Source organism: Streptomyces sp. SID5643 (assembly GCF_009872555.1).
GTDB lineage: Bacteria > Actinomycetota > Actinomycetes > Streptomycetales > Streptomycetaceae > Streptomyces > Streptomyces iakyrus.
The window spans coordinates 1-23,519 of record NZ_WWIC01000175.1; the positions used below are offsets into that span (position 1 = coordinate 1).

Sequence of the window (23,519 nt, forward strand, 5' to 3'; positions counted from 1 at the left end):
GCGAAGGCGAACAGGTGCTTGTCGAGGAGGTAGAGGTCCTGTGTCAGCGGTGCGGGTTCCCGTTCCTCCACCCACTTCTCTGCGTAGGCCCGGAAGCTCACCGCTACGGCCAGTTCGTCTCCCGAGCATGAACCTGACGCACCTTGAGTTCCACTCTGGCGAATTTTCTACGGCGCCAGATGCTGGTACATACAAGGCGCCCGCATCAGGCCCAAAGCCACAGGCCGCGCAGTCCATGCGAGCGCTTGTCTGGACTCCTGATGCGGTGCTCAGGAACGAGCGCCCTCCCGGGCCGTCCTCGGGCCGTGGAAGGGCGCTCAATGGTGACCGACGTCGACAACTGCCGACAGCTCGGCAGCAGGTCAGAGCGTTGATCGAGTAGGCGGCCGCAGGTCACGGCCGCGTGATCAGTTGGGTGATCACTGAGACGCCTCACAGGCTGACGACGACCAGGGCGGTGTCGTCTGTGACGCCTTCGGCGGGGATCAGGTCGTTCATCACGGCATCGGCGAGCGCACCGGGGGTGGTGAGTTCCTTGTGGCGGATCAGGGCGTCGGTGAGTTGGCTGAGTCCGGTGTCGATGTCCTGGTGGCGGCGTTCGATGAGTCCGTCGGTGTAGAGCAGGAGGGTGCCGCCGTCGGTGAAGGCGGTGGTGGCTTCCGGCCGAGGACTGGACTCGAAGACGGCATCCAGCGGCGGATCGGTCGCCTGGTCCAACAACTCCACTGTGCCGTCGGTACGAAGAAGGACCGGAGGGGGGTGGCCGGCGCTGGAGTAGGTGATGAGGTGGCGACTGAAGTCGATGAAGGCGGTCACCGCGGTGGTCGACTCGGCGCCGGTGACGCAATGCGCGTACCGGCCGAGGACCTCGAGGGCCTGTGCGGGGCCAGTGGCGACCAGGGAGGTGGCGGACAGGGCACTGCGGAGCTGGCCCATGATGCCTGCCGCCTCCAGACCGTGGCCGACGACATCGCCCACGGCCACGGCGATCTTGTCGCCGTCCTGAAGTTGGACCAGGTCGTACCAATCGCCACAGACATTGAGGGAGCCGACCGCGGGCCGGTAGCGGACGGCGAACCGGTGAGGGCCGATCGGGGGCGGAACGGGGAGCATGGCGCGCTGCAGGGCGAGGGCGACCTCACGCTCGCGGGCGTGAGCGCGACGCAGGCGCTCGTTGATTTCGTGCAGCTGACGCATCCGGCTGAAGAGCTCGGCCTCGAGCTGGAGTGGGCCGTCCGGCCCGCTGCTGGCGCGCAGGAGTTCAGTAACTTCCTCGACGCGGTGGATCACCAGGGCGATCTGGCCGTCGGGCGCGAAGACGGGCGCGTTGACCACGCTCCAGTAGCGTTCCTCCCAATGGCCGGGGCGCTGCGCGGATTCCACGTCGTAGCGCTGTAGGTCCATGTCGATCTTGCGGTTGGCCAGGACCTCGCGCAGGGATGCCTCCAGGTGGCGGGCATCGGAGGCTGCTGGGTCCCGCGGGCTGCCGGGGAAGGCGTCGAAGAGGTAGCGGCCCACCACCTGGTCGCGGCTGCGTCCGGCCTGGCGCAGCCACGCGAGGTTGGCGTCGGCGAAAACCAGCTCGGGCGTCAGCAGAGCGACCGCGCCCGGCAGCGCTTGGAACACTGACGCGTAGTCGATAATCATGGATTCAGAATATGGACACATGGTGCGATTCACGCTTACCGGCATCCTCCTGATGGAGACCCGGGCCTTCCTGCGTCGGCGACAACCCGATCAAGAGGCTAAGGCCAGTCGCCCATGAACGCAGGTGAACGCCCCCGTACGGAACCCTCGACCCACTACGAGCCGGCGCCACGCACCACGGCCTGGGCCAGTACCAGCTCACGGACCAGTGGCGGAAGTGGTAGCCCGCTCACCGACGCGACCCTTCTCGGGGCAGCTCGGCTTCGACACGGAGCCAGACGCCACCGAAGGACGCGGCGCCACCGACCTCAGAGAACTTCTGGTTGCATGCCGATCACCATGCCGACGGGGCCAACCCCATGGGGTTGATCCCGTCAGGTCCTCGGCGGCCGGCTCACCGCTCGTGGACTCGGATCCTCTCGGCAGGAGCTTGGGCCCTACTCAACGGTCGGCCTCATTCCTCGAAATCCCTCATCACCTCGGACGGGCCGCTCTTGCAAACCCTTTGTGAACCGACTCGCTCCGGCGATGTACTGACGTCCTCCCGTGAGTCTGCCGAGTGACGGAGGTAGTTGCTGTGACGGGTTATAACGCGCTTGCCGAGGTGTACGAGTGGCTCATCTCGGACGAAAAGCTGGCCCCGGCCGACTTCGCCGCGTCGTTCGATGACGTCCTCAGTCTCCTGCCGCCGGACGCGCACGTCCTCGATTGTTCGTGCGGAACGGGACAGTTGGCGGTCGGACTCGCCGGTCTTGGCATGCAGGTTGTCGCAACTGACGCCAGTGAAGCGATGGTTCGCCGGACTGCCGAGTTGTCCGAGGAGTTCGGGGCATCGGTCCGGACAGTGCGGGCGGACTGGCAAGAGTTGCCCGAACACTTCGATGACGCCACCTTCGACATGGTGTTCTGCGTTGGCAACTCGCTGCACCATGCCGTGGGCGCGAGAGGCAGGGTTGCTGCTCTGGAGTCGATGTCGCGGCTTCTGCGCCCTGGCGGGCGCTTGGTACTCACCTCCCGTACCTGGGAACTCGTGAGGGCCAGAGGTTCCCGGCTGGACATCAGTGACCGACTCGTCCGCCGGAACGGTCGCAATGCCGTCGTGGTCTACCGCTGGGAGATTGCGCCGCATTGGGAGAACGAGCACCACATCGAGATTGCGATTGCGCAAGTTGATGCGGCTGGGCCGGTTCTCGTCCGCTCGGAACTGCTGTCGTGCTGGCCGTACCGATACGACGAACTCGAAATCGAGTTGCAGAGGGTCGGACTCCGGACGGAAATGAGCACGTTCAACCCTGATGCCGAGAACTACATGGTGGTGGCGAGCAAGGTGGAGACAACGGGCTCGCAGTCCCTGGCCGGAGCGCGCGGTTGCTCGCAGGAGGCTTGGTCGATGTCGCGGCCGAAGGACGACGTCACGGTGCCGCCGTCGTAGGAGGAGTACCAACTGCCGCCTTAAAGACGGCAGCCTGCGCCGACCGTGGGCGGCTCGACGGCTTCGTGGAGGAGGACCTCCGCGCGGGCGTGGCAGCCGTCCGTTGGATCGTCGCCGGCGATTTGGTGGCGGAAGCTCGCACGGATCTGCGCAGGCACAAGCCTCCCTCAGACCCCGGAGCCAGGTCATCCGCGGGGAAGCCGGGTGGCGGGCATGAATCGCTGTGTGCTGTGTGCTGTGTGCGCGGGGACGACGGGAGCGGCCATCAGTCGTTCGCCCCCGCCGACGTTCGCCGTGCCGCGCTCCGCGGCGAGCGGGAAGCGTGAAGCGTGAAGCGATCGAGGCGGAAGGATTTCTGGATCTTCGCAGCAACCTTTTCGGCCTGGCTGACCACTCAGTGCTGTCCGGCCAAGTGGTCCGGTCAGACGCGACGGCTGAAGGAGAGAGCACACGCATGTCCCCTGAGGGAGAGCACAGTCATGTCCCTCGCCCACCCACGTCATCCGCGGCGTCCCGCGCCGGCGGCCGCCGCGCCCGTGGTCGCGCCCGTGGTCGCGCCCGTGGTAGCCGCCCGATGCATCGTGGCCGTCGGTTGTTCGCGCGTCGGGGTTTCTGGGCGGCGGTCGTCATGGCTGTCGTGGCCGGCTCCGCCGTTGTGGTCAACAGCGCCTCAGCGGAAACCCTGGATCTGAAGACGTGGTACGTGCTGGTCAACCGCAACAGCGGCAAAGCGCTGGACGGCCGCGCCTTCGCCAAGAACGACGGCGCGGCCGTGGTGCAGTGGAGCCGCCACGGCGGAGCCAACCAGCAGTGGCGGTTCATCGACTCGGGTGACGGGTACTACCGGCTGCAGAACCGGAACTCCGGCAAGGTGCTGGACAACCGCAACTGGTCAAAGACAGCCGGTTCCGGCATCGTGCAGTGGGGTGACCTGAACGGCACCAACCAGCAGTTCAGACTGGCGAAGTCGTCGGACGGCCACGTGCGTTTGGTCAATCGCTTCAGCGGCATGGCCGTCGAGGTCCGCAAGGCCTCCAAGGCTGACGGGGGCGAGGTCGTCCAGTACAGCGACCGGGGCGGCGCCCATCAGCAATGGCAACTCGTCCCGGCCGGGAAGGTCGACAGCGCCACGAGCCAGGCTCCGAGTGCCTCGCGCCCGCCGGCGTCGGCTCCTGCGGACGGTGGCGGCAGCTCGACGACGCGTTTCATGGGCAGCAGCAAGGTACTCATCGGCGGTTCGATGTCTGACGCCTCGGCGGCCGCCGCGCCGTTCGACGTCCGCTACGCCTATGTGCACAGCCCGCCCGCGCCCTCGTCGGACTACTACTCGGCATCGCGTTGCCGGGATGAGTGGAAGAACTGGTGGGGCTGCTGGGGCGGTAGCACCACGGAACCCGGCAGTTACGTGACCTGGTCGGACAACCAGGCGGCCAAGGCGACTTACCAGGGCAGCCCGCGTCCGCAGAAGTTCTTCTGGACGTGGTACTCACTGCGCGACCTCGGGGACCTGGCAGGCGAGGGCGACGGCCCGGGCGAAGTCAAGGCCATCAACAGGGTCGACCTGCTCACCCGGTACATGAACGACTACCGCTTCTTCCTCCAGAAGATCGGCGACTCGCCCGACATGATCGACCTCGAGCCCGACTTCTGGGGCTACGTCCGGTCGCTCGGCGATCCGCACAAGGTTTCCGCGCAGGTCTCGGCCGCGAATCCGAAGGATTGCGGATCGCAGGAGAACAGCGCCGCCGGACTCACCCGCTGCCTGATCTCGATGGCGCACAGGTACGCGCCGAACACCACCGTGGGGCTGCACCTTTCCTGCTGGGACTGGCAGAGCAACATGCAGAAGTGCGGCCAGGACTACGCCAAACTCGGGGCTCGGGGCGCCGACTTCCTGGTCGCCGACGTGTCGGACCGCGACGCAGGCTGGTACGCACAGCCGGCCAACGGCGGCCATGACAACTTCTGGACCGACAAGAAGGCCGAAGCCGCGCTGGGGTTCTACAAGACGATGGCCGAGTCCGTGGGCAAGCCGGTCGTCCTGTGGCAGATCCCCGTGGGCAACATGACGCAGAACAACACCCTCAACCACTACAAGGACGACAAGGTGGACTGGTTCTTCGCGCACATGGACCAGGTGGCGGACGCGCATGTCGCCGCCCTGCTGTTCGGTGCGGGGCACCATGAGCAGACGTCGGTCGAGACCGACGGCGGAAACCTGATCCGCAAGACGACCGCCTATCACAACTCCGGTGGTGTGGCGCTCAAGTAGGCGCCAGGACACGAGGTGCGAACCCGGCCCCGTCTCTTCGACGGGGCCGGGTTCGTCCTCTTCGCCGGGCTGAGGACCTCTCGGCCGGTGCCGGCCGTGCTGCCGTCGGTGCGGCGCCGACCGGGTCGGAGTCCAGGCGGCCTTGGCGAAGGAGACGACCGTGTTCGTCCTCAGACAGTCGCCAGACAGTTGCCAGACAGTCGCCAGGCAGTCGCCAGACAGTCGCCTACCGCACCAGGCAGGGGCGCTTGCCGTCGAACTGCCAGTCGCGGATGAGGTATCGCATGGTGACGGCATCATCACGTGCGCCCAAGGCCTTCTCCCGGTAGAGGTCGTGGGCCGCGAGGAGCCGGTCCATGTCGAGGCGGACGCCCAGCCCGGGGCCGTCCGGGACGGCGATCTCGCCACCGACGATGCGCGGCGGGTCGGTGGTGAGCCGTTCCAGTCCCTCCTGCCAGATCCAGTGTGTGTCCAGGGCGTTGTACTCGCCCGGAGCCGCGGCGCCGCAGTGGGTCACCATGGCCAGGGAGATGTCGAAGTGGTTGTTGGAGTGGCAGCCCCAGGTCAGACCCATCGCGTTGCACAACTGCGCTACGCGCACGGAGCCCTGCATCGTCCAGAAGTGCGGGTCGGCCAGGGGGATGGAGACCGACTGGAGGGCCAGGGCGTGGGCCAGCTGGCGCCAGTCGGTGGCGATCATGTTGGTCGCGGTGGGGAGCCCGGTTGCGCGCCGGAACTCGGCGAGGATCTCCCGTCCGGAGTAGCCGCCTTCGGCTCCGCAGGGGTCCTCGGCGTAGGCGAGCGTGCCGACCAGGGGCCGGCACAGCTCGATCGCCTCGCGCAGTGACCACGCGCCGTTCGGGTCGAGGGTGATCCGGGCCTCGGGGAAGCGGCTTTTCAGGGCGCGTACGGCCCTGACCTCCTCGGCACCCTCCAGGACGCCTCCCTTGAGCTTGAAGTCCCGGAAGCCGTAGAGGTCGTACGCTGCCTCGGCCTGACGGACGATCGCTTCCGGTGACAGGGCCTCCTCGTGCCGGACCCGGTACCACTCCACAGGGGAGTCGGGTTCACGGACGTACTCCAGATCGGTCCGGTCCGGATCGCCGACGTAGAAGAGATAGCCCAGCACCTTGACGGAGTCCCGCTGTTGGCCGTCGCCCAGGAGCGCCGCGACGGGCACGTCGAGGTGCTGCCCGAGGAGGTCGAGCAGTGCCGACTCGACGGCGGTGACCGTGTGGACAGTGGTCCGCAGGTCGAAGGTCTGAGCGCCCCGTCCGCCCGCGTCGCGGTCGGCGAACCGGTCGCCGATCTCGCGCAGGACGCGCTTGTAGTCGCCCACCTTCGCCCCGACGACCAGTGGCTCGGCGTCACGCAGCGTCTGCGTGATCTTCTCCCCGCCGGGCACCTCGCCCAGCCCGGTACGTCCCTCGGAGTCGGTGAGGACGACGACGTTGCGGGTGAAGTAGGGGCCGTGCGCGCCGGAGAGGTTCAGCTCCATGCTGTCCCGGCCGGCGACCGGGTAGACGGAGAACGCCGTGACGGTCGGCTGTCCGATGTTCATCGGGTGCCCTTCTGCGGTGAGGTGGTGCGGGGGATCGGAAGTTTCCGGGTCGGCGGGTGGCGGGCCCGGGAGGTTCGCGCGTTCAGACGCTGAGGACGTCAAGGGCCCACTCGGCCACCAGGACGCCGCCCAGGCCGAGGACGGCCAGCACCGTCGTATAGGTGGTACGGACCTTGATCGCTTCGATGACGGAGAGGTTGAAGTACTCCTTGAACAACCAGAATCCCGGGTCGTTGACATGGGAGCAGGCGATGGAACCGCAGGCGACGGCAAGCACCATCATCTCCGGGTGGACCCCGCTGTCCGCCAGGAGCGGCAGCACAACGCCGGAGGCCGTGACGACGGCGACCGTCGCCGAGCCGAGCGCTATGCGGAGGATGACGGCGACGAGCCAGGCGAGGACGATCGGCGAGATGGACCAGCCGTCCGTGGCGTCCTTGATGTAGTCGGAGATCCCGCCTTCGACGAGGACGTTCTTGAAGGCACCGCCGGCGCCGATCACCAGGAGGATCATCGCCATCGCCTGGGCCGCCGAGGTGCAGGAGGCGCCGACGTCGTCCAGGCTCCGGCCGATCCGCGGTCCGAACGCCCAGACCGCCAGGCACAGGGTCAGCAGCAGCGCGATCGGTGCCGAGCCGATGAAGGCGACGAAGTGCAGGAACGGGCTCTCGGCGGAGGTGGCCATGTCGGTCACGGCGGCGGCCACGATGAGCGCCACGGGGAAGAGGGCCACGAACAGCGACCAGCCCAGCCCGGGCATCTCCTCGTCGGTGAACTCGCGTTCGCTGACCAGGCCCTTGGGGATGGAAGGGGTCATCGCCTTGATGAACGGAAGGCGAGGCCAGGTCAGGGCGATGAGCGCACCGGCGGGAACGGCGATGAACAGGCCGTAGAACAGCGTCAGTCCGACGGAGGCGTGGAAGGTCGCGGCGACGGCGGTGGGGCCGGGGTGCGGCGGCAGGAAGCTGTGCATGGTGGACAGGGCGATGGACATCGGCAGGCCGACCCACAGCAGCTTCGCCCCGGTGACCCTGACCAGGGTGAACGCGATGGGCACGATGATGATGAAGGCGACCTCGTAGAACATGGTCACGCCGATCAGCATGGACGTGACCACCATCGCCACCTGCACCCACCGTGGGCCGAAGGCGTGGAGGAGCTTGCCGGCTATCCGCTGTGCGGCACCGGAGTCCCCCATGACGCGGCCGACCATGGCGCCGAGTCCGATGGTGAGCATGGTGTCACCGATCTGGTCCCCGATGCCTTCGGAGAGGACGTCCGGAATGCTCGCCACCGGGATTCCCCGGACCAGTGCGACGCCGACCGCCACGAGCAGCAGGGCTGCGAAGCCGTTGAGTCTCAGCCTGGTCATGAGGAGAAGCAGAATCAGAACGCTGATCCCGACTACGAGGAGAGGCATGGCAGTTCCCCTTTGAACTGGTGATTGAGCAGTCGGAGACTCCGTCGGTTCTGCGTACGGTCCGATCGGTGTCCGGCGTGATCGGCCGCACGCCCCGGAGGAGCGGTAGGGCGCTGACGCGTGGCAGTTGCGGGGGTGATGCGAGCGGCACGGTAGGGCGGCGGCCTGTGGGTGCCGGCCCGGGGAGAAGCGAAGGCGGACGGGCGGGTGGCGGCCCGGGGCTGCTCCGGATCCGGCTCCGGTCCAGGCCCAAGGTCACCTGGCGGGCGCGACGGGCGCCCGCGGGTGCGTCGGGCGGGCACGAGGGGTGCCCGGGTGCGTCGGGCGGGCACGAGGGGCGCCCGGATCCATCAGGCAGCCACGCGGGGCGCCCGGATCCATCAGGCAGCCACGAGGGGCGCCCGGATCCATCAGGCAGCCACGAGGGGCGCCCGGATCCATCAGGCGGATCACCGTACGGCGCCGACCAGGCTCAGGCCGTGGTCCAGCACCTTCTCCAGGTCGGCGAGGTCGATCGGGCCGGGGTCGGTGAGCGGGGCGCGCACCGGGCCGACCGGCAGGCCACGAAGCCGGGCGGCGGCCTTGACCAGGGAGACGGCGTAGCCCGGCACCCGGTCGCGCAATTCGACCAGCGGAACGTAGAACTCGCGCAGGAGCCTGGTCACGCCCGGGTCGTCCTCGTCCCGCAGAGCGGCGAGGAAGGCGTTCGCGATCTCGGGTGCGAAGGCGTGGACCGCGGACGAGTAGGCGGGGACGCCGACGGCGGCGTACGCGCGGGCCTGGATCTCGGCGGTGGCGGCGCCGTTGAAGAAGAGGAAGCCGTCGGGCGCGGCGAGCGTGAGGCGCTGGAGCCGGTCGAGGTCGCTGTGTCCGTCCTTCAGGCCGACGACGGTGGGGATCCGCGCGATCCGTCGCAGGCTGTCGGCGGTGAAGGCGACCTGGCCGCGCTGGTAGGCGATGAGTGGCAGCCGGGTACCGGCGGCGATCCGGCGCAGCTGCTCCACCAGACCGTCCTGCGGGGCCCCGACCAGGTAGTGCGGCAGGACCAGCGCGGCGTCCGCACCGGCTTCCTCCGCGATACGGGCGAACCGCAGCGCCTGCGCCCAGCCGTAGCCGATGCCCGCGACCACCGGCAGCCGCCCGTCGGCGACCTCGACCGTGGTCCGCACCACCGCCCGGTACTCGTCCTCGCCCAGCGAGAAGAACTCTCCGGTCCCGCAGGCCGGGAACACCGCACCAGGTGCGGTGGCCAGCCGGTCGGCGAGGTACGCCCGGTACGCGTCCAGGTCGAGGCCGCCGTCCTCCCGGAAGCTCGTGAGGGGGAAGGACAGCACCCCGCTCGCCATTCCGTCTCGGAGTCGCTGGGCGACCCCGGCGACCTCCGCGCTGATCCCTGTCATGATCTCATCCCTGTATGCAGATGGCGTCCACGTATGAAGATGGAGGTTAGGTTGGTGAACAGGACGGGTCAATGGGCGGTGCGTACACGGATGGACGCGGATTTACGATGGGCCCATGTCGGAGGGGAGAGGCGTCCGCGGCGTGAAGTCGGCGGCCCGGACCGTCGCGCTGCTGGAACTGCTCGCCGCGCGGGGTGAGCAGCCCTCGCGGCTGGACCAGCTCGCGAAGGACCTGGGCGTGCCGCGCAGCAGCATGTATCAGCTGCTCCAGACCCTCGTCGACTGCGGCTGGGTCCGCACCGACGCCACCGGCTCCCTCTACGGCATCGGGATCCGCGCGCTGCTCACCGGCACCAGCTACCTCGACGGCGACCGGCGCATCCGTGCGGTCCGCCCGTACCTCGACGAGGCGTCGGACGCGCTCGGCGAGACGATCCACATGGCGCGGCTCGACGGCGCGGACGTCGTCTACCTCGCCACCCGGGAGTCCCACGAGTACCTGCGCACCATCAGCCGGGTCGGCCGCCGCGTCCCGGCCCATGCCGGCGCCCTCGGCAAGGCGCTGCTCGCCGAGCGCGCCGACGACGAACTGCCTTTGATGGACGAGCCGTTGACCGCCCTCACGGAGAACACGCACACCGGCCGGGCCGCACTGCTCGCCGACCTCGCCCAGGTGCGCGAGCGCGGCTACTCCATCGACCGCGAAGAGACGGTGACCGGGATCGCCGGCTTCGGTTTCGCCCTGAGGTGCGACACACCGGCCACCGACGCCATCAGCTGCTCGGTTCCGGTGGCCCGGCTGACCGGTGAGCACGAGGTCCGCATCGTCTCCGTGATGCGGGAGACCCGAGCGAAGATCGAAACTCACCTGCCGCCCGTCTCAGGCGCACCCGACTGGCGCTGAGGCGGCGCGTACGCCCGGTCCTCGCCCGGCCGCCCGCATGCTCAATCCGCGCCACCACCCGGCACCGGCCGAGCCGCGTGCCGGGCCGTGGAGTTCATGGCCAGGTGCGGCGGGTCGCTCGCCCGGTCGATCGCCGTCTCGACGGCCGCGATCCGGTCGGCCAGGAGGCCGAGCGCGGCGACGGCCCGGGCGAGTTGGCCGTCCTCGGGGCCGCCGAGGGCCTGAGCTCGGACGTGGGCCGCCTTCAGCTCGGTCCAGCGCGCCGCCTGCTCGGCGGTGAGAGTGCCGCGCAGTTCGGCCAGCTTGAGGAGATTGGCTTCGGCACCGGTCGTGAGGGTCTGGGCCTCGGCCCGGTACTGGTCCTCGACCAGCGCGGCGAGTTCGACGTCGTTCATGACGGGCTGGACGCGCTGGGCGATCTTGTTCATGGTGCGGTAGGAGCCCTGGAGCCGGAAGGGCGGTTCCGTGCGGGTCGTGTCCGACTGGGCCGCTGAGGCGATGTACGCGGCGTTCACGGCCAGGACCGTCTCCCGGGCGGTGAGCAGGTGGCGCAGGACGGCCAGGATCCGTTCCAGTTCCGCGGGGGCGTAGGGATGCGTCAGGCGGTCCGCGCGAGCCGTCGGGTCGTCCTGGGCCAGCCGGATGAGCTGGTCGAGGTCGGCGCGGCCGCGGCCGGCGAGCGGGGCGAGGACCGGGTTGGCGGTGAGGGCGTTCTCGATGAAGGAGGCCGCGAAGTGGTCGTCCTTGCCGGTCAGGACGTCGCCGAGGTTCCACACGTCGGCGCGGTTGGCGAGCATGTCGGGCACCTGGAAGCGGCTGCCGGACTCGGTGTAGGGGTTGCCGGCCATGCAGACGGCGAAGCGTTTGCCGCGCAGGTCGTAGGTGCGGGGTGCGCCGTCCCACACGCCGTCGATGCGGCGGGTGGCGTCGCAGAGCGGGATGAACTTCTGGAGCAGTTCGGGCGAGGTGTGCTGGATGTCGTCAAGGTAGAGGAGGGTGTTGTTGCCCGCCGCCAGCGCGAAGTTGATCTTCTCGACCTCCTGGCGGGCGGTGGCGTTCGGGGCCTCGGCGGGGTCGAGCGAGGTGACGGTGTGGCCGAGCGCCGGGCCGTCGACCTTCACGAGGATCATGCCGAGCCGGTCGGCGACGTACTCCATGAGGGTCGTCTTGCCGTAGCCGGGCGGGGAGATGAGCAGGAGCAGGCCGCCGGAGTCGGTGCGCTTGGACTCGCCCGTGGTGCCGAGCTGCCGGGCGAGGCTGTCGCCGATCAGCGGGAGGTACACCTCGTCGATGAGCCTGCCGCGTACGAACGCCGGCATCACGCGGGGCCGGTGGTCGTCCAGCCGGAGCCGGGCCCGTTCGGCGTCCACCAGGGCGGTTCGGCGGTGCTGGTAGGCGCGGTGGCCGGGGACGTCGTGGGTCCGGAAACGCCGGGTGCGGGCCAGGAGTTCGTCGATCCGGAGCGTGAGGGCGCGGTCCGTGATGCGGGGGTGGGCGCCCAGGAGGCCCGTGACGGTCTCCGTCAGCGGTGCGTCGGACGCGTAGCGGGTCAGGCCGGGGCAGAGTTCGGCGGCCGCCGCCTCGGCCAGGTCGCCGGGGGTGAGGTCGGTGCCCGTGGCGGTGGCGTACGCCGTCAGCCACGCCTCGACCAGTTGCCCGCGGGCAGCGGGGTCGGTGAGGGCGGTGAGGTCGTCGTCGTAGGCCGGCGTGCCCACGGTGCGGCGGAACTTGTCCAGGAGGGTGCGGGTGCCGGCGCTGATGACGAAGCCGTCCGGTCCGGTGGTCAGTTCCTCGAAGAGGTAGGCGGCCGCGGCTTCTCCGCCCGCGACGTCCGCCAGCTCCCGCCGCAGGTCCGCGATCGCGGGCGTCGGGCCGAAGGTGTCCCGGGCCCGGGCGAGGGACACCGCGCGCCGGGTCCAGCTCTCGCGCTGCTCGGCCGTCGTGCCGTGCGCCCAGAACAGGTGGGCGGCGGCTCGGGCGGCCGGTTCGTGGCGCAGCGGACCGGCGCCCTCGTGCAGGCGCAGCAGCGCGGTGAGGATCACGGTCGCGTCGTGGTCGTGCACGCCGCGCTCGTAGCCCTCGTCGTACGCCGTCTCGGCCGCCTGCCGCACGAGGGCGGGCAGGTCGGCCTCGGCGAGGGCCTCGGGCCCGTGCTCGTCCAGCAGGCGGGCGGCGAGGTACTCCGCGCGGTAGACCTCGGGCGACTCCGAGGGCAGGGGACGGTCCCAGTACGGGCGCGTGGCGGTGAACGCCGGGTCGGTGACCGGGGAGCGGTAGTCGGTGCCGGTCAGGGCGAAGGCCAGAGCGCCGCCGTGCGGGACGAGGGTGAGGTCGAGGGGCTGGGTGTTGACGGCGAAGCGGTGGGTGCCGAGGCGGATCGTGCGGCCGTCGTCGGCGTAGAGGTCGGTGCGATCGCGCAGCGCCCGGAGCGCCTCCTGGCGGGTGGCCTTGAGGCGGCCGTCGAGCTCTTCGGCCCTCACCTGGTCGCCCAGGTCGCGTAGTTCGCCGGCGATGCGGCGGACCTTCGCGGGCAGCGGGTCGGAGGTGAAGTACGTGGCGACGGCATCGGCGTCCGGCTGAGCAGCGGCCCGGCGGGCGACGGTCCCCAGGACGCGGGTCGCCGAGTCGGCCAGGCGCTCGGCGCGCCGGGCGCGGGCGTCGGCCAGGGTCTGCTTGCGGGCGGAGAACACCTCGTGGATCTCGTCGCGCCTGACGGCGAGGGTGGCGAGGAAGTCGTCGAACTCGGCGAACCGGGACTCCAGGTTCTCCACCTGTACGAGCAGGCGGGCGAGTTGCTCGTCGCATGCATCCGGGCTGCCGGCAGCGGCGAGCGCGCCGCTGACGGACTGGCCGAGCAGGGCGAACTCGGCGGCGAACTCGGCCCGTCCCTCTTGGTCGAGGAGGGCGCGGCGCCGGCCGTCGAGGGCGGCGCGGGCGCGGTTGACGCCTGCGAGGACGGCGGCGACCCGCTCCAGGATCGCGGTGCGGACGGTGGCGTCGGCGATGTCGAGGCCGGCGACGACCTCGGTCACCGTGCGCAGTCCGTCCGCGAGTTCGTCCATGCGGGCGGCGACGGGCGCCGCCTCGGCCACGGTGGTGATCTCCCCGGCGTCGGTGAGGAGCCGCTCGACCTCCGCGTGGTGCTCGGCGAAGGCGTCCTCGCGGGCGAGGTGCGCCGCGGCGCGCCGGCCGAAGGCGGCGACGTCGGACGCGGTGGCGGCGACGAGGTCGTCGATGCGGGCGGTGTCCGCGTACCGCATGTCCTTGAGGGTGAGCAGCCGGCCCTGCGCGTGACGCAGGTCGGTCAGGCCGGTCACCCAGGCCGCCGCGCCGCGTGGGGCCTCGCCCCGCAGCCTGCGTACGACCTCGGCGACTCGCGCGGCGGCTTCGGCGAGTGCGTCCTCGGCCTGCTGGGTGAGGGCCTGGACGGTCTCGAATTCGGTCAGGACCTGTCGTGCCGTGTCGCGCAGGTGAGCCAGCGGGGTGTGGAGGTCGCCCAGACCGGGATCGGACAGCCAGTGGTGGGTGTCCGCCGCCCGGGCACAGGCGGCCAGCAGCGCCTCGTACACCTCGCGCGTGGGGCTCGTCCCGGCGACGGCGCCGGTGATGGACAGGCAGTCGGAGATGCCGCGCACGAGGTCGGCGTTGCCGACACGTGCCAGAGGGCCGGTGCCGACCGGCTGGGCGGCGGCGTGGGTGTCCGAGACGTACGGGGAGTTCCACAGCTGCACGGGGTGGACGCGCTGCGGTTCGGCGGTGGCGGCCCGCAGGAGCACGAGCGCGCCGTCGTCGAAGAGCGCCCAGCCCCGGCAGGGAAGGGGGCCCGCCATCTCCTTGCGGATCGTGTTGTAGGGCAGGAGGAGGCTGCGGCCCTCGGCGCGCCCGTGGAAGGCGTAGAGCACGTCCTCGCCGTTGGGCGAGCGGATCTCCCGATCGAACTCCAGCTCCGCCGTGTCGAGTTCGTACGTCTTGTGGGTGCCCGCGGCCAGGCAGTAGCCGCCCGGGAAGACGATCCCCTGGTCCTCGGGCAGGCGGCGGCAGGCCCGGCCGATGCCGTCGAGGCGGACCACGGTTCCGGTGAGGGTGTTGAACACCAGGTGGCGGTCGGTGTCCTCCTTGTAGGGGCGCACACGCAGCAGGATCAGAGGACCCACGCGCGCGTGCGCGATGTCCGCGTCCGCCAGGGACTGCAACGGCTCGTCGACGGGCTCGGTGTAGACGCCCTCCGGCACTTCGGTGTCGTCGTCGGTCTTGACGGTCAGCACGCCGCCGACCGTGGAGACGAACACCTCGCCGCGTACGCGGACGTGCGGGTGCCGTCCGAGGACATGGTCCTCGCGCGTGCTGTCGGTCCATTCGACGTCGTGGGACGGCGGCAGGACATGGTCACGCTCGCCCCGCGCGTCGAGGAACGTGACCTGTCCGGCGTCGGACAGGCTCCAGCGCAGCACCCGCGTGTCGTCCGCCTTCTCACCGGTGCGGAAGACGGCGAGCAGCCGGCCTTCGGTGCGCATCAGCCGGAGCAGGCGGGCCTGGCGGTAGTAGCGGTGCAGCGCGGCGAACTCCCGGCGGAACGCGGGGTCGTCGAGCAGGCCGGGGACGGCGTCCTCGGGCAGCCGCTCCAGGTCGCGGTCGTACAGGGCCAGGACGTCGCCGACGCGCGTGTCCGCCTCCCGGCTCGGGACGGTGGTGCAGCCGAAGAGCAGCACGTCGCCCACGGCGACGACGTCCCGGGGCAGCGCCGCGTGCTCGGTGCCCAGCCGCTCCGTGCCGGCGAGCTCCAGCCGCGTCGAGCCGAACTCCTCGCCCCTGCGGGCGTTGAGCGCCTCGGCGCGACGGGCGAGCTCGGCGGCGTGCGCGGTGAGGCGGTCGCGCAGCACCTCGTACGTGCCCGCGTCCACGGGGTCGTACGTGCCGGTGTCCGGGACGGTCGTCATGCCATGCCTCTCAGGATGTCGGGGAACCCGGTCCGCAGCCGCCGTCCCCTGCGCGGCGGCTGCGGACCGAGAGGACGGGTCAGGCGTGGGCGGCGCTGCCGTTCAGGGCGCTGAGCGGCCTGTCAGCCAGACCCAGCTCGCCGGCCCTGTCGAGCAGTCGCTGGAGCTGCCCCGCGTCGGACCCGCCGGTCTTCATCAGCTTCATCAGCAGGGCCGAGACGGTCAGGTTCTGCACGTCGGCCGTGGAGACCGGGCCGAGGACGCGGCCCAGGTCCTCGGTGAAGCTGGAGGTGCCGTCCAGCCAGGGCCGGGCCAGGGCCTGCACGGTCTCAGAGTGCTGGACGAACCCGTCGACGCCCTTGCCGAGCGCGATCGAGGACATCAGCCGGTCGAAGAAGACCGACTCGCCGCCGACGATGTTGATGTCGGCGCTCTCCAGTCCGGTGGCGAGCACCGTCGCCTGCGCCTCGGCGACCTGCCGCTGCACGTCGAGACCGGCGAGGCGGATCTCCTTGTCCGCCTGGAGGCGCAGCCGGTACTCCTCGTGGCCCCGTGAGGCGTCGTCGAGGGCGGCCATGGCGGCGGCCTTCTGGGTCAGCCCCTCGGCCTCGGCCTTGAGCTTCTCACCGATGGCCGCGGCCTCCGCGAGTGCCTGGGCCTGCGCGCCTTCCGCCTCGGCCCGCAGCCTGGCCTCGGTGGCGGCGGCCTCCGCACGGCCGGCCTTCTCGATGACCTCCGCTTCCTTGTCACGGACCTGGACGGCGGCGAGCCCCTCGGCGGCCGCCTCGGCCTGGACGCCCTCGGCGAGGCGGAGCTTGGCCTGCGCGTCGAGGTCGGCCGTCTTCAACCGGGCCTCGGCCAGCGTCAGTTCCTCGGCAGCCCGGTGCGTGGCGGCCTGTTCCGCGGCCTCGGCGGCCTTGATGTCCTTGACCAGCTTCTCCTGCGCCTCGGCTTCGGCGGCGATGATGACGGCCTGCCGCTGCCGCTCCGCCTCCTCCACGGCCCGCAGCTTCTTGATGGACTCCTCCTGCTCGGCGACCGTGCGGTCCACGGCGACCCGCTCGCGGATGACCTCGGCGATGTCCCGCTTCTCGGCCTCGACCTCCTTCTCGGCGGCGATCCGGGTCAGCTGCGTCTCCCGTTCCCGGCCGATGACTTCGAGGAGCCGGTCCTTCTCGATGCGCTCGCTCTCGACGGCGATGACCCGCTCGCGGTTCTTCGCGGCGACGGCGATCTCACGGGCCTGGTTCTCGCGCTGCACGCCGAGCTTCTCCTCGGTGGCCAGGAAGGCGCCCTGCGCCCGCAGCCGCTCCTCCTCCACCACCCGCGCGGTCTCGGCCTCTTCCCGGGCCCGCACGGTCGCGATCTCGCGCTTCTGCTTGATCTCCGCGTCCGCCTGCCGGCGCTCCAGCTCCAGGATGGCCTCGCGGGCGTCGACGTTCTGCCGGGTGATCTCCTTCTCCTCGGTGCGCTGCGCCTCGTTGGTGCGTACGTGCTCCACGGCCGTCAGCTCGGTGATCTTGCGGATGCCCTGGGCGTCGAGGACGTTGGCCGGGTCGAGCTGGGCGACCGGCGTCTGCTCCAGGTAGTCGATCGCCGCGTCCTCCAGGTGGTACCCGTTGAGGTCGACGCCGATGACCTCGATGATCCGGTACCGCAGCTCCTCACGCTTGGTGTACAGGTCGGTGAAGTCGAGTTGCTTGCCGACGGTCTTCAGCGCCTCGGAGAACTTCGCGTGGAACAGCTCCTGCAACGTGTCCCGGTCGCTCGCCCGCGCGGTGCCGACGGCCTGCGCGACCTTGATGACGTCCTCCACGGTCTTGTTGACCTTGACGAAGAACGTGATCCGGATGTCGGCCCGGATGTTGTCCTGGCAGATCAGGCCGTCCTTGCCGGTCCGGGTGATCTCGATGGCCTTCACCGAGATGTCCATCACCTCGGCCTTGTGCAGCACGGGCAGCACGACCTGCCCGGTGAAGGTCACGTCGACCTTCCGCAGTTTGGAGACGATCAGTGCCTTGCCCTGCTCCACCTTCCGGAACAGCCGGGAGACGAGCAGTACGGCGAGCAGGGTGACGGCGACGAGCACGCCGACGCCCAGGAGGATGACAGTCATGACGAACGTCCTTGAGGCGTGAAGGAGAACGAGACGGGAGGCGTCGGCGGCGGGGCCGACGGACACTGCTCAGGCGGCGTGGTCCAGGTGGTCCCGTACCCGGCCGCGGGCGGACGGGACGGGTTCGTCGGGGAGGAGCCGGTGCAGGGGGCGTACGAACAGGCAGGTCAGTCGCCATGCGACAGGCAGGGCCGCGACGGGCAGGACCATGCGCAGCAGCCCGGTGGCGGCACAGCGCGGCGCGCACACGGCCAGCAGGAGGACGCCCCCGGCGCTCAGGATCCAGGCCACCACCGTCAGCACGGAGACGGCCACTGCCACGGGTACGCCGCCCATGCCCCAGGCACGGAGGTCCACGTCCGCGTCGAAACTGCCGGCCGAGGTGAAACCCGCGGCGACGAGGAGCCAGAAGCACAGCACCACGACGAGGGCGGTGGTCAGGAGGATCGTGGGCGGGCCGGTGATGACCGACAGCAAGGTCTGCATGCCGTACCCCCTCCGTCCTCATGGCTCCTCGACCGCACTCGGCGGCGCACCGCTCGCCCGGGCTTCCGGTGCCGGATACCGGCAGGTGTCCGGCACCGGAGTTCCCCGTGGTGCTCCCCGCAGCCCATGCTGCATCTCCAGCGCCCGCCCGCGCATTGCCGGTTTCCGGCAGTGTTGTCTAGGCTCTGCATGCCGGTCAGCCGCCGGGAGTCAGTCAGCGGCGCGTCGAGAACTCGGGGGCACCGTGTCGGAGTTGGGGATTCCGGAGCAGTATCTGGAGGGATACGCCCGGATACTGGCCGAGGTCGCGGCCTCCGGTCGGCGCCTCACACGCGAAGAACTCACCTCCCGCCGGGCCCTCGGAGAGCAGGCGGCTGACGCCGGCCACGGACTGCGGGCCCTGGTCAGCGCCCATCTGACCGCCGCTCGCGCGGCCTGGCCGGCGACCGCCGCCTCGGCCGACAGCATGCTGGCCACCGTGCAGCAGGTGGTGGACGCCTTCGCCGAGGGCTTCGAGCGCGCCCAGCGCCAGGCCGTGCGGCAAGAGGAAGCAGCGCGCCGGGAGTTCATCGACGACCTCCTGTACGGCCGCAGCGACCTCGGACGCCTCGCCGAACGCGCGGAACGCTTCGGCCTGCGCCTCTCGCACGCTCACGCCGTCGCCGTCGCCGAGGGCCCGACCGCCTACGAGGAGGGCGATCCCGTCCCGCGCCAGGTGGAGCGTGCCCTGATCGCACGCTTCGGCGACCGCAGCATCCTGCTCACGACCAAGGACGGGCGGCTGCTGTGCATCGCCCCCGGCCCCCAGGACGAGGTCCTCGCCCACTTCGCCAAACAGGCCCACGCCGCCACCGGCGGCGGCCGGGTCGCCATCGGCCGCCCCCAGCCCGGCCCCGGCGGCGTCGTCCACTCCTACGAGGAAGCGCTCAACGCCCTGGAGATCGCCGACCGCCTGGAGCTGGAGGACCCCGTGCTGCGGGCGGCCGACCTGCTCGTCTACCCCGTCCTCACGCGGGACCGGCAGGCCATGGCCGAACTGGTCATCGCCACCCTGGGCCCGCTCACCGCGGCTCGTGGCGGCGCCCAGCCGCTCCTGGACACCCTCACCGCCTACTTCGACTCGGGCTGTGTGGCGGCGGAGGCGGCCCGCCGTCTCACCCTGAGCGTGCGGGCGCTGACCTACCGGCTCGAACGCATTCACCAGTTGACCGGCGCCAACCCGGCCGATCCGGCCCACCGCTACATGCTCCAGACCGCGGTGATCGGAGCACGGCTGCTGGACTGGCCGGTGCGGGAACTCTGACGTGCCCCGCGGACGCGGTCAGGTCCGCGCCAGTTCGGCGGCGCCGAAGGAGACGTCGAAGCGGTCGCACCAGATGCTCACGCTGGTGAACCGGGACAGGTCGACGTCGGCGGGCACGGTGTAGTTCTGGCTCCCCTTGTTGCCCTTGAGCTTGCCGAGGCTGACGTACGCGCCGTCGTCGAAGACGTGCCAGCCGGCCCGCCCCTCCTTCACCGGTGCGTCGGTGAGCCACACGCGCAGGTCCGGGCCGTTGCTGGTGTCGAGGTTCTCCAGCCGTACGACGTGGGAGCCGTCGGCGAGCCGTACGAGCTGCACGCTGCCAGAGGTGGCGTGCTCGTGGCTGATCAGTTCACCGCCCGCCAGCGTCCGGGTCCGGGGGGCCGGGGAGGGCGACGCGGAGGACGACGCGGAGGACGCTCCGGCCGGAGGAGCCGTGGGGGCCACGACACCGGGCAGGGCCTCCTGAACGGTTTCGTCCTGCCACAGCTTCCACGGCTGGAACCAGTACAGCCCCAGGCCGACACCGGCGACCGCCGCCACCAGCACCCCAGTGACCCATGGCCTGCCCGGCCTCTTGCGTCCACGCTCCATGCCCGCCTCGATTCCTGAGTGCTTCCTCCGCTCCATTCAAAGGGTCACGGGGGCGGCATGGACCCCGCCGCGGATGACGGAAGTATTACGTCACCGCGGCGTCGGCCGGCCTGCCCGTCCTCTCGATAGATGTCCGGTGAACGGATCTCACCCTCCGCATAACGGTCCGATATCGCTCGCTGGCACTTTCGACCATTACTGCACGTGATGTGATCCACACCACTAAAGAATCGGCAAAGGGCGTGGTAGAACTGCGCAACTCCGCAGGTGGCACCGCTCGACGCCACGGTGCGGAGCGGTCGGCATGCTCCGGCAGCACGACCAGGGTGATCACGATCCGCATCCGCGGAGCGCCCGCCCAGGGTCGCCGATCGGACAACGGCGTTCGTTCAGAGACCGCACATCGACCGGTGGCACGTCCCCAGTGCCCCGGGCTCGCACCATCGAGGTAGCAACTGTGTCACTCGACTCCGTCACCCAAAACGTCGACGAAGCCGTCAGCGATTTCTTCGAACCGATAGCCAAGTGGCTCGGAGACGTCGTCTTCTACGCGGTCCCCGTCGCCGGAACCGAACTCCCCCTCATCGTCGCCTGGCTCGTCGTCGCCGGCCTGGTCTTCACCGGCTGGTTCGGCCTCGTACAGGTCCGCAAGTTCAGACTCGCGCTCGACGTGGTGCGCGGGAAGTACGACGAGAAGGGGTCGGCCGGTGAGGTCAACCACTTCCAGGCCCTGACCGCCGCCGTCTCCGGCACGGTCGGCCTCGGAAACATCGCGGGTGTGGCCGTCGCCGTCTCCATCGGCGGCCCCGGCGCCACGTTCTGGATGATCCTGTGCGGCCTGCTCGGCATGGCCACCAAGTTCGTCGAGGTCACCCTCGGTGTGAAGTACCGCGAGGTGCACGCCGACGGCACCGTCTCCGGCGGCCCGATGCACTACCTGCCCAAGGGCCTCAAGGACCGCTTCGGCAGCGGCGGCGCCAAGCTCGGCAAGGTGCTCGCCGTCCTGGCCTCGATCATGGTCCTCTTCTTCGGCCTGTTCGGCGGCAACCTGTTCCAGACCAACCAGAGCTACGCGCAGGTCGCCTCGACCTTCGGCGGCGAGGACGGCTTCCTGGCCTCCTCCGCCGGTGCCGTCCTCTTCGGCCTGGTCGTCGCCGCGCTGGTCGGGCTCGTGCTGCTCGGCGGCATCCGCTCCATCGGTTCGGTCACCAGCCGACTGGTGCCCGCGATGGCCGGCATCTACATCGTGGCCTGCCTGATCGTCATCCTGAGCAACGTCACCGCGGTGCCGGACGCCTTCCAGGAAATCCTGCGGGGCGCCTTCGAGGCCGAGGGCGTCGCCGGTGGTGTGCTCGGTGCCCTGATCATCGGCTTCCAGCGCGCCGCGTTCTCCAACGAGGCCGGTCTGGGCTCCGCCCCGATCGCCCACTCGGCGGTCAAGACCAACCACCCCGCGAGCGAGGGTCTGGTCGCCCTGCTGGAGCCGTTCATCGACACGGTCGTCATCTGCACCATGACCGCCCTGACCATCGTCATCGCGAACCCGGCCAGCTGGGGCGAGGCCCGCGAGAGCGGCGAAGCCGTCGGCGTCACGATCACCTCCGACGCCTTCGAGACCGTGCTGCCCTGGTTCCCGGCCGTGCTCACGATCGCGGTGCTGCTGTTCGCCTTCTCCACGATCCTGACCTGGGGCTACTACGGCCTCAAGGCCTGGTCGTACCTGTTCGGCAAGAGCAAGACCAGCGAGACCGTCTTCAAGGCCGTCTGGAGCCTGTTCGTGGTCCTGGGCGCCCTGATGTCCCTCGACTCGCTGATCAGCCTCGCCGACTCCGCGCTCTTCCTGCTGTCGGTCTTCAACATCATCGGCCTGTACCTGCTCGCCCCGGTCGTCAAGCGCGAGCTCAACTCCTTCCTGGAGTTCGTCCGCGCCCGCAAGGCCGGTGAGATCGGCGACGACGGCGACGAAGACCAGGAGTCGGTGAAGACCACCGTCTGACCGCCCCCCGGCGGCCCGGCTCCGGTACGGGCCCGTGCTCACCTCGCGCCTTGGTGGGTACGGGCCCGTACGTCTGCCCGGGAACGACCGCCTACGAGCGACCGCCGGGCTCCGCCTCTTCGCGCCGCCGGTCCAGGTAACCGATGGCCGGGGTCGCCAGGACGCCGTGCAGCACCACCGAGATCACCACGGTGAGGGCCACGACGGCCCACAGCTCCCGCTCCAGCCCGCCGAAGGAGTCCTGCCCCAGCGCGTAGGCCAGGTAGAACAGCGAACCGATGCCCCGGATCCCGAACAGGGCGACCACGGCTCGTTCCTTCTTCCCCATGCCGGTCCGCAGCTGTGCCAGCCACCCCGTGAGCGGCCGCACGACCAGCAGCACCAGCACGCCCAGCACCACGGCCGCCGGCGTCAGGGCGGACAGGGCGCCGGCCACCAGATATCCGCCGAGCAGGAACAGCAGCACGGCCGTGAGCAGCCGTTCGATCTGCTCGGTGAACTCGTGCAGCACCTTGTGATAGCCGTGGCTGCGCTCGGCGGCCCGGATGGCGCAGGCGGTCACGAACACGGACACGAAGCCGTAGCCGTGGAGCACCTCGGCGATGCCGTACGACACGAAGGTGGCTCCCAGCGCCACGAAACCCTCCATGTGCTCGGACAGCCGCAGCGCCGGCTTGCGGGCCCGGAAGAACATCCACCCCAGCAACCAGCCGACCCCGCCCCCGACGGCCAGCCCGACAGCGCACTTGACCAGCAGGTCGGTCAGGGCCCACGAACCGATCCAGTCCGCCGACCACCCCGTCCCGGCCGCCGCGGCGAGGGCGATGGCCGCGTAGACGAACGGAAAGGCGAGTCCGTCGTTGAGCCCGGCCTCACTGGTCAGGGAGAACCGCACCTCGTCCTCGTCGCGCTCGGTGCCGAGCGGCTCGCCCACCCGGACCTCACCGGCCAGCACGGGATCCGTCGGTGCGAGCACGGCGCCCAGCAGCAGGGCGGCGGCAGGTGGCCAGTCGAGCAGAGCCCCCAGGCCAGCAGGGCGACGACGGCCACGGTCAGCGGCATCGTGATGCCCAGCAACCGCCACGTACCGGACCACCGGCGCCAGCCGAAAGGCCGGTCGATGGCGAGCCCGGCGCCCATCAGCGACACGATCACGCACACCTCGGTGGTGTGCTCGACCCACAGCCGGTCACGCACGGGGTCCACGGCCGGCATGCCCACCGGCAGGAGCTCGATGAGAACGCCCGCGGCGAGGAAGACCATGGGCAGGGACAGCGGCCGCCGGGAGACCACCCGGGGCAGCACGGCCGCACCCAGGGCTCCCAGGCCCAGGCAGACGTAGACCACGTCCGAAAGCGTCACCGCGACCCTCCTGCCCGACATGACCTTCTCCCAGGCCACGTGTGTACCCCGTTACCCGCGACGCCTCGCCCGAGTTCGTGCACGTCCGGTCC

At 70.3% G+C, this 23,519-nt stretch carries 13 protein-coding genes and 1 pseudogene; 5 read left to right on the forward strand and 9 right to left on the reverse strand.

Annotation, left to right across the window (positions count from 1 at the left end):
• Positions 1 to 432 precede the first annotated feature (432 nt).
• Positions 433 to 1,647, reverse strand: coding sequence for a PP2C family protein-serine/threonine phosphatase (locus GTY56_RS20670; protein ID WP_161366841.1), 1,215 nt, complete (start codon positions 1,645 to 1,647; stop codon positions 433 to 435).
• 577 nt (positions 1,648 to 2,224) lie between these two features.
• On the opposite strand from GTY56_RS20670, the gene GTY56_RS20675 reads away from it, so the two are divergent.
• Together GTY56_RS20675 and GTY56_RS20680 are read left to right on the forward strand one after the other, a co-directional pair.
• Positions 2,225 to 3,079 carry a class I SAM-dependent methyltransferase gene (locus GTY56_RS20675; protein WP_346345527.1) on the forward strand — a complete coding sequence of 285 codons (855 nt, stop codon included), beginning with the start codon at positions 2,225 to 2,227 and terminating at the stop codon, positions 3,077 to 3,079.
• 628 nt (positions 3,080 to 3,707) lie between these two features.
• A complete protein-coding gene (locus GTY56_RS20680; protein ID WP_161366842.1) occupies positions 3,708 to 5,351 on the forward strand; it encodes an RICIN domain-containing protein in 1,644 nt (547 codons plus the stop codon).
• 226 nt (positions 5,352 to 5,577) lie between these two features.
• Here the strand turns inward: GTY56_RS20680 and GTY56_RS20685 are convergent, their stop codons facing one another.
• From GTY56_RS20685 to GTY56_RS20695, 3 genes are all read right to left on the reverse strand, one after another.
• Complete coding sequence (locus GTY56_RS20685) at positions 5,578 to 6,906, reverse strand: enolase C-terminal domain-like protein (protein WP_161366888.1); 1,329 nt, start codon at positions 6,904 to 6,906, stop codon at positions 5,578 to 5,580.
• A gap of 88 nt (positions 6,907 to 6,994) precedes the next feature.
• Entirely contained in the window at positions 6,995 to 8,332 is a 1,338-nt protein-coding gene (locus GTY56_RS20690; protein WP_161366843.1) for a gluconate:H+ symporter, read from the reverse strand.
• Between the two features lie 449 nt (positions 8,333 to 8,781).
• The gene (locus tag GTY56_RS20695) at positions 8,782 to 9,732 is read right to left on the reverse strand and encodes a 5-dehydro-4-deoxyglucarate dehydratase (RefSeq protein WP_161366844.1); all 951 of its coding nucleotides are present in this window, start codon (positions 9,730 to 9,732) and stop codon (positions 8,782 to 8,784) included.
• Between the two features lie 115 nt (positions 9,733 to 9,847).
• Here GTY56_RS20695 and GTY56_RS20700 point away from each other — a divergent pair, with 115 nt between their 5' ends.
• Positions 9,848 to 10,636: an IclR family transcriptional regulator gene (locus GTY56_RS20700; RefSeq protein WP_161366845.1), complete on the forward strand. Its 789-nt coding sequence runs from the start codon at positions 9,848 to 9,850 to the stop codon at positions 10,634 to 10,636.
• 41 nt (positions 10,637 to 10,677) lie between these two features.
• Here GTY56_RS20700 and GTY56_RS20705 read toward each other — a convergent pair whose 3' ends face one another.
• From GTY56_RS20705 to GTY56_RS20715, 3 genes are all read right to left on the reverse strand, one after another.
• Positions 10,678 to 15,573: a DNA repair ATPase gene (locus GTY56_RS20705; protein WP_161366846.1), complete on the reverse strand. Its 4,896-nt coding sequence runs from the start codon at positions 15,571 to 15,573 to the stop codon at positions 10,678 to 10,680.
• A 79-nt stretch (positions 15,574 to 15,652) separates the two neighbouring features.
• The gene (locus tag GTY56_RS20710) at positions 15,653 to 17,689 is read right to left on the reverse strand and encodes a flotillin family protein (protein ID WP_161366847.1); all 2,037 of its coding nucleotides are present in this window, start codon (positions 17,687 to 17,689) and stop codon (positions 15,653 to 15,655) included.
• A gap of 69 nt (positions 17,690 to 17,758) precedes the next feature.
• On the reverse strand, positions 17,759 to 18,175 hold the full coding sequence (locus GTY56_RS20715; RefSeq protein ID WP_161366848.1) for a hypothetical protein: 417 nt from the start codon (positions 18,173 to 18,175) through the stop codon (positions 17,759 to 17,761).
• Positions 18,176 to 18,419: 244 nt separating this feature from the next.
• Between GTY56_RS20715 and GTY56_RS20720 the strand changes: the two genes are divergently transcribed.
• On the forward strand, positions 18,420 to 19,478 hold the full coding sequence (locus tag GTY56_RS20720; RefSeq protein ID WP_161366849.1) for a helix-turn-helix domain-containing protein: 1,059 nt from the start codon (positions 18,420 to 18,422) through the stop codon (positions 19,476 to 19,478).
• A gap of 18 nt (positions 19,479 to 19,496) precedes the next feature.
• Here GTY56_RS20720 and GTY56_RS20725 read toward each other — a convergent pair whose 3' ends face one another.
• Positions 19,497 to 20,069 carry a DM13 domain-containing protein gene (locus GTY56_RS20725; protein ID WP_161366850.1) on the reverse strand — a complete coding sequence of 191 codons (573 nt, stop codon included), beginning with the start codon at positions 20,067 to 20,069 and terminating at the stop codon, positions 19,497 to 19,499.
• Positions 20,070 to 20,526: 457 nt separating this feature from the next.
• Between GTY56_RS20725 and GTY56_RS20730 the strand changes: the two genes are divergently transcribed.
• Complete coding sequence (locus tag GTY56_RS20730) at positions 20,527 to 22,065, forward strand: amino acid carrier protein (protein WP_161366851.1); 1,539 nt, start codon at positions 20,527 to 20,529, stop codon at positions 22,063 to 22,065.
• Positions 22,066 to 22,156: 91 nt separating this feature from the next.
• Here GTY56_RS20730 and GTY56_RS20735 read toward each other — a convergent pair.
• A pseudogene (locus tag GTY56_RS20735) lies at positions 22,157 to 23,427 on the reverse strand (cation:proton antiporter).
• Positions 23,428 to 23,519: the final 92 nt, after the last annotated feature.

Bases quoted from the DNA above. Each gene is read 5' to 3' on its own strand.
- GTY56_RS20670 (WP_161366841.1), bottom strand. From the start codon at position 1,647: ATGATTATCGACTACGCGTCAGTGTTCCAAGCGCTGCCGGGCGCGGTC.
- GTY56_RS20680 (WP_161366842.1), top strand. From the start codon at position 3,708: ATGGCTGTCGTGGCCGGCTCCGCCGTTGTGGTCAACAGCGCCTCAGCG.
- GTY56_RS20690 (WP_161366843.1), bottom strand. From the start codon at position 8,332: ATGCCTCTCCTCGTAGTCGGGATCAGCGTTCTGATTCTGCTTCTCCTC.
- GTY56_RS20695 (WP_161366844.1), bottom strand. From the start codon at position 9,732: ATGACAGGGATCAGCGCGGAGGTCGCCGGGGTCGCCCAGCGACTCCGA.
- GTY56_RS20700 (WP_161366845.1), top strand. From the start codon at position 9,848: ATGTCGGAGGGGAGAGGCGTCCGCGGCGTGAAGTCGGCGGCCCGGACC.
- GTY56_RS20705 (WP_161366846.1), bottom strand. From the start codon at position 15,573: ATGACGACCGTCCCGGACACCGGCACGTACGACCCCGTGGACGCGGGC.
- GTY56_RS20710 (WP_161366847.1), bottom strand. From the start codon at position 17,689: ATGACTGTCATCCTCCTGGGCGTCGGCGTGCTCGTCGCCGTCACCCTG.
- GTY56_RS20715 (WP_161366848.1), bottom strand. From the start codon at position 18,175: ATGCAGACCTTGCTGTCGGTCATCACCGGCCCGCCCACGATCCTCCTG.
- GTY56_RS20725 (WP_161366850.1), bottom strand. From the start codon at position 20,069: ATGGAGCGTGGACGCAAGAGGCCGGGCAGGCCATGGGTCACTGGGGTG.